This window comes from Alphaproteobacteria bacterium, assembly GCA_016722515.1.
In the GTDB taxonomy this organism is placed as follows: Bacteria; Pseudomonadota; Alphaproteobacteria; order Rickettsiales; family JADKJE01; genus JADKJE01.
Map to the genome: position 1 here is coordinate 109,938 of JADKJE010000005.1, position 19,502 is coordinate 129,439.

The 19,502-nt window shown below is 44.1% G+C and carries 15 protein-coding genes; 3 read left to right on the forward strand and 12 right to left on the reverse strand.

What is annotated here, in order from left to right; all coding sequences use genetic code 11:
- Positions 1 to 10: 10 nt before the first annotated feature.
- The 7 genes from IPP74_12110 to pyrF all read right to left on the reverse strand — a co-directional run bounded on the left by IPP74_12110 (position 11) and on the right by pyrF (position 10,367).
- Positions 11 to 325: a hypothetical protein gene (locus IPP74_12110; protein ID MBL0320012.1), complete on the reverse strand. Its 315-nt coding sequence runs from the start codon at positions 323 to 325 to the stop codon at positions 11 to 13.
- Positions 325 to 6,297 carry a hemagglutinin repeat-containing protein gene (locus tag IPP74_12115; protein MBL0320013.1) on the reverse strand — a complete coding sequence of 1,991 codons (5,973 nt, stop codon included), beginning with the start codon at positions 6,295 to 6,297 and terminating at the stop codon, positions 325 to 327. The genes IPP74_12110 and IPP74_12115 overlap by 1 nt, the downstream gene beginning before the upstream one ends.
- Before the next feature lie 187 nt (positions 6,298 to 6,484).
- Positions 6,485 to 7,030: an IS630 family transposase gene (locus IPP74_12120; GenBank protein ID MBL0320014.1), complete on the reverse strand. Its 546-nt coding sequence runs from the start codon at positions 7,028 to 7,030 to the stop codon at positions 6,485 to 6,487.
- The gene (locus IPP74_12125) at positions 6,987 to 7,340 is read right to left on the reverse strand and encodes a winged helix-turn-helix domain-containing protein (protein ID MBL0320015.1); all 354 of its coding nucleotides are present in this window, start codon (positions 7,338 to 7,340) and stop codon (positions 6,987 to 6,989) included. The genes IPP74_12120 and IPP74_12125 overlap by 44 nt, the downstream gene beginning before the upstream one ends.
- A 531-nt stretch (positions 7,341 to 7,871) precedes the next feature.
- Positions 7,872 to 8,651 (reverse strand): inositol monophosphatase family protein, encoded by a 780-nt coding sequence (locus IPP74_12130; GenBank protein MBL0320016.1) that lies wholly within the window; start codon positions 8,649 to 8,651, stop codon positions 7,872 to 7,874.
- Between the two features lie 2 nt (positions 8,652 to 8,653).
- Positions 8,654 to 9,673 carry a glycosyltransferase family 2 protein gene (locus IPP74_12135; GenBank protein ID MBL0320017.1) on the reverse strand — a complete coding sequence of 340 codons (1,020 nt, stop codon included), beginning with the start codon at positions 9,671 to 9,673 and terminating at the stop codon, positions 8,654 to 8,656.
- Positions 9,663 to 10,367, reverse strand: a complete 705-nt coding sequence (pyrF, locus tag IPP74_12140; protein ID MBL0320018.1) for an orotidine-5'-phosphate decarboxylase — start codon at positions 10,365 to 10,367, stop codon at positions 9,663 to 9,665. The genes IPP74_12135 and pyrF overlap by 11 nt, the downstream gene beginning before the upstream one ends.
- A 155-nt stretch (positions 10,368 to 10,522) precedes the next feature.
- Here pyrF and IPP74_12145 point away from each other — a divergent pair, with 155 nt between their 5' ends.
- On the forward strand, positions 10,523 to 11,203 hold the full coding sequence (locus tag IPP74_12145; protein MBL0320019.1) for an ankyrin repeat domain-containing protein: 681 nt from the start codon (positions 10,523 to 10,525) through the stop codon (positions 11,201 to 11,203).
- Positions 11,204 to 11,205: 2 nt separating this feature from the next.
- Here the strand turns inward: IPP74_12145 and IPP74_12150 are convergent, their stop codons facing one another.
- From IPP74_12150 to IPP74_12170, 5 genes are all read right to left on the reverse strand, one after another.
- Positions 11,206 to 12,258 carry a hypothetical protein gene (locus IPP74_12150; GenBank protein MBL0320020.1) on the reverse strand — a complete coding sequence of 351 codons (1,053 nt, stop codon included), beginning with the start codon at positions 12,256 to 12,258 and terminating at the stop codon, positions 11,206 to 11,208.
- Between the two features lie 113 nt (positions 12,259 to 12,371).
- The gene (locus IPP74_12155) at positions 12,372 to 15,269 is read right to left on the reverse strand and encodes a PD-(D/E)XK nuclease family protein (GenBank protein MBL0320021.1); all 2,898 of its coding nucleotides are present in this window, start codon (positions 15,267 to 15,269) and stop codon (positions 12,372 to 12,374) included.
- A 66-nt stretch (positions 15,270 to 15,335) separates the two neighbouring features.
- Entirely contained in the window at positions 15,336 to 15,872 is a 537-nt protein-coding gene (locus IPP74_12160) for a hypothetical protein (protein ID MBL0320022.1), read from the reverse strand.
- A gap of 29 nt (positions 15,873 to 15,901) precedes the next feature.
- Positions 15,902 to 17,278 carry a type II and III secretion system protein family protein gene (locus IPP74_12165; GenBank protein ID MBL0320023.1) on the reverse strand — a complete coding sequence of 459 codons (1,377 nt, stop codon included), beginning with the start codon at positions 17,276 to 17,278 and terminating at the stop codon, positions 15,902 to 15,904.
- Between the two features lie 141 nt (positions 17,279 to 17,419).
- Positions 17,420 to 18,376 (reverse strand): glycosyltransferase family 2 protein, encoded by a 957-nt coding sequence (locus IPP74_12170; GenBank protein MBL0320024.1) that lies wholly within the window; start codon positions 18,374 to 18,376, stop codon positions 17,420 to 17,422.
- A gap of 97 nt (positions 18,377 to 18,473) precedes the next feature.
- Here IPP74_12170 and IPP74_12175 point away from each other — a divergent pair, with 97 nt between their 5' ends.
- Positions 18,474 to 18,971, forward strand: a complete 498-nt coding sequence (locus tag IPP74_12175) for a glycosyltransferase (GenBank protein MBL0320025.1) — start codon at positions 18,474 to 18,476, stop codon at positions 18,969 to 18,971.
- Complete coding sequence (locus IPP74_12180) at positions 18,904 to 19,497, forward strand: hypothetical protein (protein MBL0320026.1); 594 nt, start codon at positions 18,904 to 18,906, stop codon at positions 19,495 to 19,497. Before IPP74_12175 ends, IPP74_12180 begins: the two co-directional genes overlap by 68 nt.
- Positions 19,498 to 19,502 lie beyond the last annotated feature (5 nt).

Consider the following 19,502-nt stretch of genomic DNA (forward strand, 5'->3'; position numbering starts at 1 on the left):
ATGCTATAGTTCAGTCATAAAACTGATGTCTAATCTCTAGGAAATCGAGTGCTTCCGAAATTTTTTTCAGAATAAATTCTTTTTGCTTTTCATCAATACTTCCGCTCGGTTCACGCGTTGGTTTTAGGCTGTTTTTATAAATGATAGTTATGTATGAGTCCAGTGGGGGGGATGCCTCCTTATATGTTTTTGGAAGTAATCCTGACTCTATAAAGATCTCAAATATGTGCCCTTTTTCAGTATATTTTATTTTTGATTTTCCCTCGATTTCGACTAAGAAACCTTCTGTGCTGAAAACCTTTTTGTTTCCCTTATTGATAAGCATTAAAAACCTCCGGTTAAGAAATCCACGCTTTTTATATTTGGTTTGGTTATTAAAGTTGGATATTCTATTGTGTTAAAAATTGAGTTAGAACTCGCTCCCTCCGTGAATGCTGTTACTGATCCAGAGGCCTGGGAAGCATACTTTTGGGATAATGAACCCCAAATACTGTCGGCTTGTTGCATCGTTAAATTCTCATTGCTGTACAGGTTTTGTGATTCCAACCATCGTCCTCCTGGAGTCATTTCTAAGGTTAATTTCCCATTCCCGAAAGCAAATTCCTCTGCTAATGCTTTGTTTCCTGGTCCAGAGTAAAAGACCGCTGAATTTTCTGCTGTAGTAACATCCAAACCTTCAATGGCTGCCATATAATCAGAATATAGCATTCCGCTTCCCCCAACACCTTCAACAGCTACTTCGCCTCCCAAGAATGTTCCTCCTGACAAAACTACAGGTATACCAAAGCCTATCCATTTGAGAGTTTTTAGGGATGCATCTATACTGACTTGTTGACAACTTGGATCGAGATTACATTCATTATCAAACGCAAGATCATCGGTAACATTATATAAATTACCAATATCTGGTGCATTCATGATTCCTTTATAGAGTGAATGAGCTTCTGAAGCGGTTTTTTCGCTTATGCTTACTGTTTTTCCTTGTAACGATAACTCGCACATTCCTCCTGCAGCATATGCATCTTGAATAAATAAGCTTTTAATATTAAAGCTAACTTGACCACACCCAACCAGTTGCTCAGTAGTTAAATCACCATCTTTCAACGCTTCCAGGATTGCATTTACATTAGCCTTATCCTCTGGATCAATTACATTCTTTGCTACGGCTTGGTCAACTGCCTGACTAAATAATTGAGATAATTTATCGTTTACTGAAGTTGCTGCATCTCCAATAAAAGATAATGTTAACTGTAGTGTTTTGCCATCAATAGGTACCTCTACATCTAAATGGTCATGCTTATCCACCAGGATTTCCTGCGTCTTATTGATATCACGATTAATGCCCTTCAATTGGTCATTAGTGGCAACTGTGTTATTGATGTTAATCGTACCATTGCCAATCGTAGCATGGGTCACGCCGATGGTGGTGTCTTGGGCAATTTGCAGTGATGGAGTATAAGAAGAGGAGAGGTTCGAGCCAGAACCAAATACTGGCTGGCCTGGTTGTCCGCCGAAACCTACTGCCATTCCGGCTCCGCTGGAATTCCAGATATCTTCATCGGTTAAGTCGCTCACTACCAGTGAATCGGTGTTTAGGGTAAGATTACCACCGTCCATGTATGTGCCATCTTCCTGCGGAGTGGCTTGCGCAACCAGTGCCCCTTTTATCATTGTTTTTCCATCTGTGTTAATGGTTATAGAGTTTGTACCAATAATAGAGGTCACATTATCCGTCCAGTTGCGGTGCCCATCACCACTGCTGGCAGAGGCATTGGCACCAAAGGTGGGGGACAAGCCGTTAACGCCATAGCTAATACCTACACTCAATCCGCCGCTATGGCTGCTTTGGCTGGTTTTTTGCACGTTTTGTACTGATTCTATATCCAGGTTGTCGCCTATATCCATGTTCACATTCTTTGCCTGGATGTTAGCTCCCTTGACTATGGTGTCTTTACCGCTTTGGCTGATAAAATCATGACCGGCAGAAATGCTGGCTTGGGTAAAGTTGCTGCCACTGGTTTCATATTTAGAAGAACTGCTTGAGATTCCAAGGCTTACAGAAATGCTGGGCAACAATTGTGAGGGATCGATAAAACCTTTACTGGCATTATACATTGATCTAAATTGGAATACTCCTTTATAGATGTCGGCTGCCGTTTGGATGCCAGCATAACTGCCAGAACCTTTATCGCCGATGCCCTTTAGCGAATCTATCAAACCCGTAAAGCCTTCTTGAATCGCAACCGATACGCCAATGCTGTTCATCTTATGCGATTCGGCATAGCTGTTATCAGCATCCAGTGCCAGCAGGTTAATGTTGTTATCGCTGTTGAGGATCACATCATGCCCGGCCTGTAATTGGCTGGAAAGGATGTTAATATCATCATGGGCATCCATGGTGATGTCATGCCCGGCTACCATCATTGAAGGTAATAAGGTTTCCTGGTAGCTATTGATCCTGTCTTTGGTCTGCTGGTAGCTTACCCCAAAACTCATGCCAGAAAGTCCACCGGTGAAACCGCTGTCCTTTTTATACACGTAGCTGGATTCATAACCCTTACCAGCTTCTACCGTAATACCGCCTGTATCGTTATGATCAGCATCAGCCAGTAAATGGATGTCGTTACCTGCTTCTGCGTAAGAGGCGGTAACGTTGATATCATCATTGGCATTGATGTTAATGTTATTTCCTGCCGTTAAAGTAGAACCGCGTAAACTTTCCTGATCCTGTTTGACCTCCTTCTTGCTAGAGCTCATAAAGCCATGGCTGCTGCTGGTTTCGTGGTAATGGTAGCTTTCGGTTTCGGCACCGATGGTGACATTCTGTGCGGTTAAATTAATATCACCAGCACTTTGCGCATCGCTGCCTTTGATGGTGATGTCGTTAGCGGCATTTAACACCAGCTGCTGACCGCTTAATAACGAGCCAATTTGCAAGGTGCTGTCACTGGTGTAGTGGCTGTGGCGATAGGACGCATCGGTGTGGTTGTTTAAGGCCTGGCTGTCGATGATGATGTTGCCGTTGGTCGACGTTAAGCTGCCCGTTCCACCGGCATCGAGCACACCGCCGTTAAAGTGGATATCACCGCTGGTGTTGAGGTTTACGTTGTTTCCTGCGGCAAGGGTTCCTTGATGTTGTAGTGTTTCAAACGTGCTTTTGCCATAACTGCTTGATCCTACGGATGCGCTGTTGCTGATTGTGTCTGCGGTGATATCTAGATTATTACCCGCTTTGATTAATCCACCTTGGTTTGAAACGGTGCTTGAATTGATAGTGACATTATGCTGCGCCTGGATGCCGCCCTGATTGGTGATGCTGTTGCCTGTTAAGGCAATATCATGACCATTAAGAGTAGCGCCGGTATTAAGGGCGATGTCCTGTAATTGTGCGTGACTACTGGATAGATAAACGGTAGGCACTAAGACTTGTTTCCCGTTTATGGTTTGCTGCACCAGCCACACAATATCTTTGGTTAAAAGCGATTGCTGTGAATCGGTTAAGGCAATACCAACCGATAAATTTAATGTACCCATTTGCTCTTTGGCATTATCATAAAGCTGGGTGATTTGTGCGTTAGCATTGGTAATGCCAGGGGTGATAAAACGTGTGCCTAGTTTTTTAAGCAAGGCATCTTCAATTAATTGCGTTTCGTAAAAAGGATCGCCTAATAATAAGATGGTGTGGTCAAGCTGATAACCGAGTTGATCTAATAAGTAACTGGAACCCACATAGCCATTTTGATTAATGTTTGGTATTTGGGTGGTTATCAAGTAAGGGGAGTTAGGATCAGATGCTACTCCAAATAAACCACCTACGCTAACATTCACTCCAGGGGAAACCACCGATGATTGATCAATACGTGGGGTAATTAATACGCCGCTTATTGGAAGCGATGTCTGGTTATTCACCAAATTACCACCCAACGTTAATGTGCCACCGGCTTCAATGGTGCTGGCGACATGGCCGGATTGATAAACGAGGTCAAACGTTTCAAGTGGAGCAATAGAGCCAACCAGGTCATATTCATTGATGACTGGATTATAGATATGCGGTAAACAGCCGGAAGTCATACAGGTATAGCGCAAGATACTGTTGATATCCATCCCGGTATTAGTGACATTGGCATTCCCTAAATCAACATTGCCGCTGGCGCTGATATAACTGACCTGCTGGTTGAGGGTGGCGGCGTCTACTACCAGGTTTCCTTGGGAAATAATTTCGCCGGCACGCTCGGTAAAATCTTCTGTTTCTGTAATGACCTGACGTGCTACACCTGGAGGAAGGTTGGGATCCGCCTGCCAGGTCGAGTTATTATCGACCATGAACTTAACGCCGTCTAAATACGGATCAGCATTAAAAATCAGCCATTGATTGTCTTTGCCGGTATGTGCCAGCATATCGTCATTGCCATGGCCTAAGCGGATATCAAAATACTCGATATCGCTGGATTGTTCGGTGAATGAAGGGTTTCCGACGCGGTGGTTGCTGAGAGTGTCTGCGACTAAGGTCATTAAACCACCCGATTGAATTAAACCGCTTTGGTTTTCTAATAAGACCATGCGGGTGTTGTTTAAACCGCCTATCCTTAAACTGCCCGTTTCTGCCAGGATGTAACCCTGGTCATTGAGGAGATGGTTGCCAACTTCTATGTTCATATTGCCGTGCGTATAGAGTACGCCTTGGTTCGTTAGGTCATGTGTAGCTCCGAGTAACGCGTCATTATTGGACGCGATGACACCGGTTGCGGTGTTGTTTAAATCGTGTGCGCTTATATCGATATGCGTTGCTGAAGAGAGTTCTCCTTGATTGGTTAAGGTTCCACCGACTGTTAAAGACAAATCACCTAGCATCGATATAATCGATGTATCATTTAGCCAATTGCCGCTTACGTTTTGCAAGAGGGTGTTGGCTAGTAAGGTGCTGTTCGTTGCGCTGAAACTGCCATTAGTTAGAGACAATCCGTCATTAGCCACAATCTGACTGGTCGTGATAGTGGTTGCTCCAGTGGAAATAAACACCACCGAGTTCGCGAGTATATCGCTATCGCTTATATCGAGGCTGGCGGCTGTCATGGATATCACATCTTCTGTTCCGCTGGTGAGTACATGTGTTAAACGAATAGAGTCTGCATTGCCCGTAATGGTGTTGGCTTTCACAAACGCAAAGCCAGAATCAGCGCCTGAGCCATCTAAGGTGAGTTGATTGCCAGCAGTGAGAGTAAGCTGATCACCAGCATAGATATATTGACCACTTAATTGAGCATCACTCTGTGCATTCACGGTTACCGAACCACCAGCAGAGGTTCTGCCGGTATGGGTCACTTTGCTGGCTGTTGAGGTAAGCTTCACATCTGCAGTAGCAGAAGCAGTGCCGGCCTGAACAAGCTCACCATCGGCGGTGATTTCTAAATTACCGTTACTGGCTTGCAAGATGCCGCCATTATTAACACCAACGCCTGCTTCGGTGCTTTTAAGATAAATCTTTCCTGCATACATGCCACCCAAAGCAGATGCATCAATCGCAATGGTGGGTTTGCTAACCTCTGATTCCGGTGTGGCAGCAAGTGGAGTGGCCACACCCGTTTGATAATTGACTTGGTTGCGCCCCGTTGTGACGCGCACTGTATTGCCACCATAAATAGCAGCGTGGATTTGCGTAGCGCGGGAGATGATATCAAACGAATCCGTCTGGCTGGCATCAACGCCGTTGCCTTCGATTAAAACAGTGCCTTTATCAACGGTGATATGGTCTATATTGCCCGCACCATCCATATGGGGCACTCCGGTCGTTAACGTGACTTTAGGTGTTTTGAGAAATCCACAGCCATTGCAGCTGATGCCGTTGGGGTTAGCCACGACATACTCGGCTTCTCTGCCAAATATTTCCGTTGGGCCTTGCAAGGAAGATGGATTCGTTCCGGTTACTTCATTAATAATAATGCGTGCTTCATTACCGGAAGTAAGGTTGCCATTGCCAACCACAATGCTACCAATCGTTGACATTCCTGAACTGGCTGAATTATTAACAATCAACCCCTCGTTACCAACTTGTAGTTCCCCAAGCTTATTGTGAGAAACTCCGCCCCCATTAGGTGTGGCAATGTTTTCCACTGGTGTGTGATTAAGAGATTCTGCAACCGTGGGTTGATTGGCTGTGGGCGCGGCGGTGTCTGGCGTAATCACAGTTTGTGCGTAGACGATGGGTGCTAACATCGGCTGTAGAACCAGTAGCACAGACAGCATTAACACAAGAGAATGATGTAATTTTCTTGGCAATTCTTGACCCAATTTTTTCATAAACACCGAATGCGAATTAATGGCTATTTCCCACAGAGGAAAAATTGTATACCATGGTATAAAGTTGGAAACAAGGAGTTATTTTCAACTGAAGGTTAAATAGAGGATTGGCGCATTTTTGTATGTAAGTTAGCGAATGTCTGTTTTCCTTCTTCATGAATTATACCAATTCTTATATTTAAATAAACTAATTAATAGCGCAAATCTGAGCGATCCGCTCTGGAGTGAAGTCGTGAATGGCTGCGCAAACGGCAACTTCAAGCTCATCTATTGAATCATAGATTTTGTTTCTGATGGTTATACGCTTGAGTTGTTGCCAGAATCTTTCCACAGGATTTAATTCCGGAGAATAAGGAGGCAAATGGATGATGCTTATATTCGCGGGCAGATTAAGTTGCCTTGACCTGTGCCACCCGGCTCCATCCATAACAAGAATAATTTTATCGTCCGCAAATTGCCGAGACATTTCTTGAAGATAGAGATTGAGCATATCTGTATTGACGTTAGGTAAAATCAAAGTGAATGTTTCGCCTGAGTTAGGCTCTACAGAGCTATAGACATAGAAATTTTGAAAGCCAAGCTTCATCTTCACACAAGATCTTTGTCCTGTTTTGAACCATCCATGGCCTATTTTTGAATGAGTTCCAAAGCGTGATTCATCCATAAAAAACATGCGCCTTCCTGGGCATTCACTTAGATGGTTTGATAGATTTTTTTTTGAATTCCACTTCATCCCCTTGGTTTTTCTTGTGATGTTCTGGACGTGGAGTTATATAAGAAAAACGCATTTTCTTTATCAATCGATGAACGGTTGATCGCCCCAATTTCACCTGCATAGTTTTAGAGATTTTCTGTTGAATAGACTCAATCGTTAGTTGTGGATCGGACTCTAGCCATTTGCGAATCTCCTCTTGCTGAGAGGGGCTTAACAAAGACTTGCGACCCCTTCCTGGCTTAACAGACAGCGTTTCAAAACTACCATCCCGAAGCGCTTTAATCCATGAAATGACGCTAGCCTTGGTGACGCCCATTATGTTGCACACAGCACTATACCATGCTCGTGCGCTGCCAAGACTATTCTTAATTTAATCGCTATAGCCCCACTCTTTCCAACCTCTTCTAAGCCAATACGTGCGCGACTTACAACAATATCTGTCAATAACTTCGTTTTTCTGCCCATAACAACCAACCCTTCATTGCGTTAATGGGCCATAGAATATCACAAATAATGACAGATATAATTAGTTTATTTAAATATGAGATATGGTATTACATCTCTGCCCGCGAATTCCGGCCATCGGCGATTGATCTCTAAAGTCTTGTTTCGGGTGTCCCATTGACGAAGACAGGAAAATAGTATTTTGTCCGGTTTTTATTATTTAAACCTATAATAAGCCGTGTCAGAGCCCTATTCACGTTTGAAGTGCAACTATTGATTTATAATGATCTATCATTTTAAATCCCAGAAGCCAATGAAAACAAGAGAGTGAGACCCTACTCTAGGTTTGTCGTTTATGAACGGCAGACGTTAGTGGACACTAGTGTTTCAAAAGAGAGGGTGAATTCACCGCTAATTAGAGGAGCTTTTGTGCCAATTCCATCTGTGCTAATAACGCTAATTCTTTCGTTGCTGCGGCAATGATGCGGTCGGAGGAGCTGTAGGTTATCGGAGTGCCTTGCCAGTCGCAGCAGAAGCCTCCACTTGCATTAACGACAGCTGCTAAGGCCATCATATCATGGGGTTTGAGACCTGATTCGATGACCAGATCAACCGTGCCGGTAGCAAGCATCGCATAATTATAGCAATCTCCGCCCCAAATCGGGAAGCGGCATAAACGCATGATGTGCTGATAACGTTGCCAATCTTCTTCATTAAAATAAGTAGGGCCGGTGGTGGCGATGATCGCCTCTGCTAGCTGTGTGCAGCCAGATGTGCGGGTAGGCTGATTATTAAGCGTGCAGCTTCGTTGCGGGTCACCAATCCATCGTTCGTGGGTGATGGGTTGGTCGATCACACCCAGAACCGGATCTCCGCGATGGGTGAGGCCAATAAGCGTGGCAAACCAGGGTCTACCCGCAATAAAGGATTTGGTGCCGTCAATGGGATCTAATACCCATAACCATTCGGCATCGCCTTGATGGGGGGGGAATTCTTCTCCGGCAATGCCGTGCTGCGGGTAATGCTGTTGAATCAATGTTCGTAAAATGGTTTCGGTTTCTTTATCGGCGATGGTGACCGGGGTTAAATCGGATTTGGATTCGGTTTGTGGTGTATGTCTGAAATAACGCCTGATGATGTCCCCACTGGCATCGGCCAGCAAATTAACAAAGGCTATTAGCGATGAATCTATCATGGTTAATACTTGGGTTTAAAGGGTTTGCGTTCAGTTGGTTTGGGATACACCCGTATATCGCTACGCCGATTCTTTAATGCTAGGATATTCCAGCTGATGGCTTTGGCAATAGCAAAGATAGAAACCTTCCGTGATGATTGGATTAATTTACGTTTTTGAAGAACAGGTTCCATACCCCATAACGCGTCTTTAATGGCTTTTAAAAAGGGAAGGCCATGGCCCAAACGTACGGCTTTTACCCCTAATAATCCATGCATGATGATCAATGGGGGCAAACTAATGGGCATTAACAATAGGGGCATGTTTTTAAGCCAGGTCCAGATACGGTTTCTAACCCCGTAATAGGTTTGAAAGACGCTGTTTTGACCGGCAATGGCAGAGCCTACATGATACACCACGGCCTCCCTTACCTGTACCGCTTGTTGCCCTAACCAGCGAAAGCGAAAGCCAAGATCGACATCTTCGCCATAACAAAAAAAAGATTCATCAAATCCGCCTGCTTCTCGAAAAATTTCGTGGTTATAGAGTGCCGCAGCAGCACACGGGGCAAATGTTTCTCCCGTTGCTGGTAAGGTTGAAAGTGGCCAGCGATAATGGCCGCGATAAGGAATGCCAAAAATATGATAAACATCACCGGCGCCATCAAGCTCAGACGGGCGATTGGCATTTATCTGGGTAGAGCCAAACATCATAATTTTAGGAAAGCGGATGGTGGCAAACATCAACTGCTGTAGCCAGTCTTTAGCGGGAAAAGCGTCTGGGTTTAAGCACGCAATCCACGGGGCATCGGTTTGTAGTGCTCCTACGTTATTGGCAGCCGCAAAACCAAGATTCGTGGTGCTGCGAATGAGTTTTAGCCTGGTATCCTGAGGCAATTGGTTTATGGAACCATCCTGTGAGGCATTATCAACCAGGATTACCTCAAAGTCGGTAAAGCTCTGCAACAATACGCATTCCAGGCAGCGTTTAAGGTAATCACCGGCATTATAATTCACAATGATAACGGCAACTTTAGCAGGCAAGGGTTTTCTCTATTGTTTTGAGGATATGGATAGGATCCGTTGCTTCGGTGATAGGGCGGCCAATAACAAGATAATTGGCGCCAAGAGCCAGTGCTTGTGCTGGTGTGAGTACGCGTTTTTGATCGCCCGTCTCGGATCCTTCTGGGCGAATGCCGGGCACGACTAATAAAAGTTCATTACCAAGTGCCATACGTAATAATCCAATTTCATGGGGTGAACAGACTACACCATCAAGCCCACACTCTTTTGCCAGGGTTGCCAGGCGTAAGACCTGTTCTTCCACTACTTCGTTCATACCAATCTGCCTTAAGTTAAGAGCATCCATGCTGGTAAGGATGGTAACGCCGAGTAACTGAGGCGGTACTCGTTGATATTGTTCACACCAGTTGGAAACGGTATCGGCAGCGCGTGTTAGCATATCTTTGCCGCCGCTGGTATGGACGGTAATCATCTGCACATTGAGGGACAACGCCGAACGCAAGGCTCCAGCAACCGTATTGGGGATATCATGAAATTTAAGGTCAAGGAATATGGGGATATTGTGCTGAGCAATTGCCGTTACCCCCTGGGGGCCATGATAGGTAAAGAATTCTAGGCCTAGTTTAATACCGGCAATATGCGGGGCTAACATCCGTGCCATCTGGCTGGCACGGCCAAGGTCGGTTGTATCAAGGGCGCAATAGATAGGAAGCATGGAAAGGAACCCCAAATAGGCTTATTTACGTTACGCTACTCTAGCGTAACGGGGTTTATTTTCAAGGGCTAGTTTTTTGACGTTTGAATAATGCATTGTAAAATAGTTCGTATGGGTGTAAAAGAGTAAAGTCGAAAAACAAAAATGGTAGTAATGTGGCTAGTGAAAGAGAATTTACAGAAATAAATTCTAATACTGTTGTGATTGCTCAGGGAGAGGTTAAAGCAAGGGATGGGATTATATGGGTCGATGAAACAACCTTTGCCTTATTTAATAGTATCAGCAGGTCTGATTATCCCTCAGTGGTCCAACACTTAGATGCTGGGGCGGATGTCAATGCCGTACTGCCGTTGGCGCAAATATTTCGTACGAATGAATTTTTTGAAAAAGACACTCCTCTTATGGCCGCTTTGTCTGATTCAAGATATGGTTCTGTTGAAGAAAGAAAAGCTATTGTTAGATTGCTGTTGGAAAGGGGGGCTGATGTTAACTGTACGCAGGATCTTGACAGAAGATCGCCTCTGTATTGGGCATGTTACTTTGGTTGGGAAGATGTTGTCGGAGACATTCTTGAACGCGTACCACAATGTAATCAGAAACAATATGTAAATCTCTGTGATAACGATGGTTTTGCGGCACTGCATGCTGCTGTTATATCAGGAAGTAAGACTATCGTTCATAGACTTTTAGAGTTGGGGGCTGATTGCAAACAAAAAGCATATTCGGAGGGAGTGGGATACACCCCTGGGGCAATGGCAAAAACCGCTGGTAATCGGCACGAAATAACCGAAATGATTAAGCGTTTCAAATCAAGCGAAGTCGAACAAGGTCGATAGTTTTACCGTTGTGGAATTTCTGGTTTTTGGTTGCTTGTTTTGGGTGTTTTTGCAATTTCAGCGATGTTTTTTAACGACATGATTCTCGTTGTTGTGAGGTTCTCTTTCAGTGTATCGACTTCTTCTTTAGTCATAGGTTGATTTTGTATATTTCTTATAAAGCCTTCAAGATTTACACCTTCCATGTATTTCTCCATCAAGAGGGTATTTTCCACGGTTAGTCTAGAACAAACAAGAGTGGCTTGTTCCGCCGTGCGTTGAGGTAGCCAATTTTTTTGAATTGCGGTAGGCATATGCTGTTCCATCGCGTTATAAATTTTTTGAAATTGATCTGGGTTATTAAATGACAAAGGAAAATTATTACGAATGGTGTTTGCTACAGCCTCAAAATATCCAGGATCTATGTTTTGGAATCGTTGTACCATATGGTCAACAAATCCGTTTGTAAAGGAAGCGTGAAGAGCATGCTCTCTTTGAATACTCGTTGGGATCATATTAATAGGCATGTTATGGTAGCCTTTTTCAGCGGTAACTCGGGCGATATTGAAATTGTTTATCTCGGTTGGCAATTCTGTAGCACTATTTGAAATACGGTCGACCATACTCTGGATGCTATTTGAGGGATCATATTCCAAGATATCGGACGTTCTTTTACAGCCAGCACGGAAAGCCTTATTGATGCCTTCATTAATCTTATCAGAAGCGGAGGGGTTTTCTCCTGATTTTCGTGAATAAGCTTCTTGTATTCTCTCAATAATAATGCCCCAAGCTGGACCCATTTCAAATAAAGACGGATGCATTTTGACTAAGAATTTACTTAATTTTTTTTCATCTAATCGCTCTGGAACAACCTGTTGCATCTCTTGATTAAATTGGCTAGCTGGAAGATCTGGATAGAGAAAAAAGGATCTAGAGCCTTTTAATGTAGTGCCACCAGATCCAAATAGACCGGATTTGACCAGGCTATTTTGAATATTCGTCTCTACTTCACTTGAAATAAAATCTTTCACGGATTGAGCAAGTTCATTTTTGCTGACAGGTTGACTTTTTGACATAATACTCCCATTTCATTGGTTGTGGAGTGTTGTAAGTATTGGTATAATACATAATGAATTATATTATTAATATATATGATATATATTAAATTAATATTAAAACATTGGTTGTGTTATTCCCAGGATTGATGCCTTGCCAAATGGGCATAATCATTAAATCGTGGCTTATTAGCTGGATTTGGGATTGCCAGGTAAGGGGTGTGTGGGCTGTTAAAAACGGCAAAAAGATGTTTTAGACCTGCTTCTGCCTCTTTTAACAATGAGGCTAACTCTTTCAGTTCTTTCTTTTCAGTAAAATTATAAGCTTCTGCAGGTGGCCTATTGCCGGTGAGGCACCAATAAGCGAGTTCGGCGATATCTAAATGCTGGTATGTTGGTGATTGTTTGAGCCCGAGTGCATAGATCAAAATCTGCGGAGAAAGCCCTGTTTTAATTTCCCTTTGTTTGGGAAGTGAGCCCGTGCCATGGGTTTTGTAATCAACGAGAATGGCTTCGCCAGTTGGAAAATAAGAAAGCCTGTCAATGCGGCCTCGGATCGTCCATTGTTCATTCTCGTGTGGTACATCAAGCTGGAATGGTAATTCACAGACTGTGTTTGCTTCATTACGTTGCCAAGCTAGTTCAATCTGTTGAACCCACGGCGTGAGGTTCGTTAATTTCTTGCGCCAGAAAAAAATCACTGGTTCAGGTGGGGCAATTTCTAACAGTGCTTTTTCGCCACAAGCACTCAAGATAGAAGTAAATGAGGTTTCGTCAAAAGGCTGCTGATGGAGCAATTCTAGGCAACGATGGATAAACATGCCAAAATCGCGGGTGAGGGTATCGCGTTTGAGTGGCTCAAGTTTTTTGAGATTGAGTATGTTTTCGGCATAGATTGAATAAGGGTCACGCATCCAGGTTTCAATTTGCCGCACAGTCAGTGACCTTGGGCGTGCACTTACCGGAGGCCGAGGCTCTGGAGGCGATGCTGGTTGAGGGGCTGTTGTGTGGTGTTGTTTAGCAAGGTACGTATCGTATAGAGGAAAATGGGTTAGTCTTTCCCTGACGCCGCATAACGAAGCGTAGGTGAGTAAACGCTGTAACCAACGACTTTGTACGCTCACCGTACCATTGATTTTTCGTGAACGGGTGAATAGGATCGATTGTGCTGCAAATAAATGGCAGAAATCGTGAGATTCAAGGCCTAGCTGTTTTTGATAATCGGGCAGGCCCACGTGCTTACGCATGGTATTATTCAACCAGGGTTGGTGAGACCGGGCAAAGGGAATAGAACCTTCATTACAGTCGGCGATGATCACACGTTTATAATCGGCCAGTCGTGCAGCAAACGGAGTTAGGATGGAAATGGCCGTATTGGGAGATGGTATTGGCTCAGCGGCAATATGTTGCTGCCTTGCAAGTTGGCTAAGTACCTCTGGGTAGTCGGCAGTATCCATGGTTTGATCAGCCAATGGTCCGTTTAGCCACTCATGGAGGAATGAAGCAACTTTTTTTCCTTCCTCTGTGTGCCACAATGCATGGTCATCCCAGGTTCGTCCCTCTGCATTCAATGTTAACGATGCAAGATGTAACCGTAAAAAATGTCCCAGTGTTTGTTTGGGTTGATGCGCATTAAAGCCATCGTGAAGAAAAACAAATCCATCAAGCACAGGTTTAAGCCAGTTATATAAAGTGTTGTCGGATGATTGATAAAGGGCGTGGCCGATGGATTCATAATCCTCAAAGGTAAATCGTTTATGACGCAGAAAATGTACCTCCAGCTGCCTGGCCAATAGCGAACTAGGCGGATGCTCAATTGTATCGGGCATCAGTGGATGCTTAAGCAGGGCCATAAGGCTCGAGAGATTAAAGGGTTGCAAGGCTGTTTTAAGAAATAACATCATCCATTGCCATAAGGCGGTGCGGTTAAGGGGAAGAGAGCATGATGAGTGGAGTGGAATCTGTAAATGCTTACAGGACTGAACCAGATATTGTTCCAGTTCATAGTTATTGGTAATGATGGCAATTGGTTCATGAGGGGCTTCGTTTAACCAATGGTGTGCCGTTTGGGCGATGATTGCAGCTTCTTCTTGTAAATGCGGACACTCAACAACATGGATATTGTTCCATAACGCAGAATGAATGGTATCGGTCACTTGTCCAAATAATTCAGCCGGTGCAAAAAATTGTTCCAACAATGCCGATGTTGAAGGATCGTTTTGCGAAGTTATCTCAATCACCTGAATATCCATAGCCGTGGATTTAGCAAATTGCTGGACGTGGTAACAAGGGTGAGCTTCAGAGAGTGTTTGTGAACCTATTGCTGGGGTCAGTCCTTCCAGATAAACCATACCATGTGGAAGTTTGGCAATGGCTTGGAGGAGTTTAGCCGTTGTTGGTCGACTGGCTGTTGAACCCAATGCGATCACTGGTTTACTCGGATTATTCGTTTCTAGGTAGCGGGTTATATGCTTAAGTAGCGCATGGTTTGCCTTGATTGGGTCGACTAATCGATGTTGATGAAGATACGATTGCCAATAGGAAAATGTTTTGCCTAAAAGTGCAAGCGATTGCTGCCATCGTTGCGCATGGTCCTGAGGAACTAATGTTCCAAGAGCTGAAAATGGGATATCATACAGGGTCATTTCGTCCATCAGATCAAGCAGTTGGACACTGATCTCAAGAAGGCTTTTGGAGGATCCTTGGGGGGCTTGATTGGTTTCTTTGAGATAATGGTAGATACAAAGCAGCCGTTGAGCTTGTGAAGGCTTCTGTTGAGACGGTGCCATGCGCTGCTGATGAGATTCTAACCACTGGGTCAACGCATAGTCATCGCTTAAATGCACGATCAGGGGAACCGCCAGGTTCGACTTTGTTACCTTGTCAAGGAGTGATTTAAGGAGGGCCGTCCCAGCAGGTGAAGGGGTTATAATGGTTGTGTGCGCTAAATCACTCTCAGGAATAGTGTGCACTAAATGGGCAACAGCTGTTTCAAGATACGGAACACCAAACGGTATGGAGAAAACAGTCATGACTAATCCAATTCTGTTTTATCCTCCTTTTTAGAGGAGGGGGTGTTTAATGCCGGAAACCGATCGTTATTTTGAATCTTTCAAATAGGATTTATCGTAAACCGAAACGGCATTACTGGCATCTGGCAGATCCAAAATGTGTGGATCGGTAAATTGACTGCGGTCGGTTACCATCTGCACCATGTTGGATGCAACAGAGCAACCAAACGCTTTATGATTCTGGTTGGTTAAATTATAGTGATTAGAAACAAAACGGTTGTCACATGGCTTTGCAGCGATGCGATTATAAACAAGGGTAACCGTGTCCTGCGTGCCTTGCTCAAGCTGGCTGGAAATACCATACAGTTGCAATGTTTCTTGTGCTGCTTGGCAGAGTGGGTTGACCGCAGGGTTACATTGCAATGATGCATTAGCAGGTTGCTCATGTTCTAGATGCTTCACGAGTTGGTCGACCTGTTCCTGTGTACGTAGAGGCAGCGTCACTTTTTGGGTAGCAACATCAAGCAATGATTCAGGCTGTCCAGGAGACACAACTGACACAGCAGGATGTGTACAAGCAGCTAGTAAAAGCGAAGATAAGAGAACCAAATGTAATTTTTTCATGACCATAACCACCATTTACGTATAACGCATTAATCCATCATAAAGCCAAAAGGCCCTTCAAGTGAAGCAGGGTTTCCGCCTTGTTTTGCTGTTGTGCCCAAGGCACCAAAAAACATGGTTTCCAACATGGTTGCCGGACGGAAATAATCAGTAGGTAAACGCACATCGCTACCTGTCAAAGGATTGACAAGATAGGGGGTTACAGCAATGACCAACTCGGTTTCATTACGTGATGTAGCGGTATGGCGCAATGCTGCTCCTAAAATAGGAATATTTGAGATACCAGGTGTTTGTTGAATTTCGGTGCTGAATTGATCCTTGATCAAACCTGCAACCATAAAGCTTTCACCCGGGGAAAGTTCAACCGTCGTATTGGCGCGTCGAGTTGTAACTGAAGGAACACTCAGTTCTTTGGTTGAAATGGCACCTGAAGCTTGATCGGTGCTGATTTCCGATACTTCGGGTGCGACACTTAAGCGGATACGGTTTTGAGAGAGCACTAATGGGGTAAAGGAAACAGAAACACCGAATTTTTTATACTCGACCGACATGCGCTCTTCGCCTTGCGAAACCGGCACAGGGAACTCGCCGCCCGCTAAGAAATCAGCTGACTTACCAGAAACGGCTACCAGGTTTGGCTCAGCCAACACTTTAAACATCCCGTCTTTTTCAAGCAAATCAAGGCTGGCAGAAAGATCGACACCGCTTCCACTATACATGATTCCACCGGTTGCAAACGAATCAACCGCAGATCCTAATGTATTGATGCTGGTACCGACTTCGTTCCCAGTAGCAAAAGGAATTTTTAATTTACTGGTTGCGCGCAACCCTTGAAGGCTAACGCCAATTTTCTTTAATGCTGTACGTTGAATCTCACCTACGCGGACGCGCAGCATCACTTGTTGTCCAGAAGCAACTTGCATCAAATTAACAACATCGCGGCCATAATTTTGAACTTTGACAAATTCGTTAGCAATCATCACAGCGCGTGCTGCCGCTTCTGCATCAGAAACAATGCCGGTTAGAGCAATGTTATTGCCGATAATTTCTACCCCGATATTTTCATGGGGGAGTAGTGATTTTAATGATTGGCGTACCGAAGGCAAGTCCGGAACCACGGTGACATTTACCAAGGAAAGCAGATTTCCTGATTTATCTAAGGTTCTAATGGTGGTTGTTCCAACTTTAAGTCCTTGAATAGAAAGCTTTTTATCGCCGTGGCGAACGACATCGACCACCTCGTTATTGCCAATGATAAATTTAGAAACGGTTTTATCGAGACTGATAATCTCTGAACGATGCAAAGACACCGTTGCAGAAGAAGAATCCGACGCTTGCGCAACAAGAGGGCTGCACAATACAACCATTATACTTAGGCTTAAAGATAGAAATTGTTTGAATGTCATAAGTAATCCATTTCGAACTTGATTGTTTTGACACAAGTTTTCCTCTGGTATAGGGCATTGCCAGCAATCCGTCAAGTTTTTTACGTTACGCGTGAAGAGTTAGTCGGAAAGGGGAGGGTATTGGATGGGGTGTTCCCAAGCCTAATATCCATCTACCACTTTATACGGCTGAGGCTTCCACGGGGTAAATCCAGCTAAATAACCAATTGCTGAAGCTAAATGCTTCGTTGCAGTAAAGGCATGGACTAATAAAAACTGGCGGACATACGGAATATGGATAAACCATACGACAATAACAAGGACAAGAGAGCCATAGCAGAGGCGAAGCAATGATTTAATGCCATAACGGCGAAGTGTTTTCAGCAGCCCTTTGCGTTTGCGGTGAACGGTACATGCGTTGGATGCAACACGTAAGTGGCGGCGGAGGATCCAGCCTAAATCAAGGCGTTCGGCAATCACCGTTTCATGCACTTCAGCATCGTCAACCCAGCGTATCGTGGCACCCAGATCTGTAGCGCGAAAGAAAAAATCAGTATCACTTCCTCCGGTAAAACGCATAGAAGTATCAAAACGCAGTCCTAATCCCTCAGGTTTACTAACGAATAAGCGTTTATGCATCATAATATTATTAGTAGCCGCTACGTGCATGAGTGTGCCAGTGGAAAGGTGTCGGCGCTTCTTTTTTTCAAACCATAAAGGAATCGGGTGTGTGTATTCGTACCGCACAGGTCCTTGAAACGCATCAGCTTTAAAATGCAAAGATGCTTCAAGCATGTTAGAAACCCACGAAGGAGAAGCAACTTCATCATCATCGATGAAAAATACCCAGTCACTTTGATGTTCAATGCTATATTCAAGAGCATGATTACGTGCATAAGGAATCCCGCGCACAGGTTCAAAGACATAATGGATAGGTAGCAAACAGTGGTAGCTCACTTCTGTGACGATATCCCGACAGTGAGCTACCTCATCATTTTCGATCACCAGGATCGAAACATCCCATCCAGCTGGTATCGATTGATTACCCAACGAAAGAATACATTCTTTCAACATAACCGGACGTTGGGCAGTGCATACAGCAATAAAGGCTTTTGGCATGACTACCTATTTGAAAATTTGAAAAAAGATGGACACATGTTTATAATCACTATTATATAGGGTATACAAATCCACCTTATTCCTCAAGGGTAAAGAAATGACTTATACATTCAAAAAGGTAATCTCGGCTTCTATTGTGTTGGAGTGGGATAATGCTCAGGAATTACTGGATCACGATAGTGCTTGTTTTATAGAGCGTTTGACAACTATTTTAGAAAAGAATATTAAAAACAATGTCATCGGTTCCAGTGAACTTTTCATTGTTTATGATCCCCAAAAAATTGCATTGACGACTCTAAAGGGGTTGCTTGACCCGTTACTTGCTTCTGCGCAAACCTATCTGTCGGTGGTTTATCTTGCAGCTCCGGGGACGTCTTATTATGAAAAAAAGGCCGTGCCAGCCTTTCTTACGAAAGCAGATATTATGGTGATGGCCGATAGTGATTGTGTCTATCATGAAAACTGGCTTGAACAGATAGTGGAGCCGTTTGCTGATCCATCTGTGGCTGTGGTGTACGGTGAAACCTTTGCCAAGCGAGGTTCTTTTTTCAGAAAATGTAAGTGCGATCTGCTGGTTTTTTCCTATCGAAAATAAGAGTGATACACGCAGCAAGCGCCAGACGTTTTATGCTAATAATTTTGCCGTACGCACCGAAGTGATGCGTCAGCACCCGTTCGTAAGGCAAAGCGATGCGCGTATGTGGGGTGGTTATTGGATGGCTCATATAAGAAATCTTGGTTTGAATGTTGTGCATGTTGCAGCCAAAGTCGAGCATAAGCAGCTATATACTTTAAGCTACATGTTACGCCGTGCCGTTTTTATTGGTATTCATAATGATGTATGGGTCTGCGTCTGTAAAAATCCCAGCAGGTTCTATCGTGCTAAACGGGGAGCGATGAACCTAATCAAAGGACAAATCAAATTTGCCAGACAATATAACCGTTTATGGCTAAAAGCGGGTATTCCGTGGTATTTATATATCCCTGGTTACGCATTGGGAATGGTCTTTCATATGCTTTCTTCCTTATCGCAAATAGCGGCTTCAATGGTACAGAAAACCCCAAAAGTGGAGTTGGATTACCAAGCAGTTGTTCCCGAAATAAGCGCTCTTACAGCCTAATATTT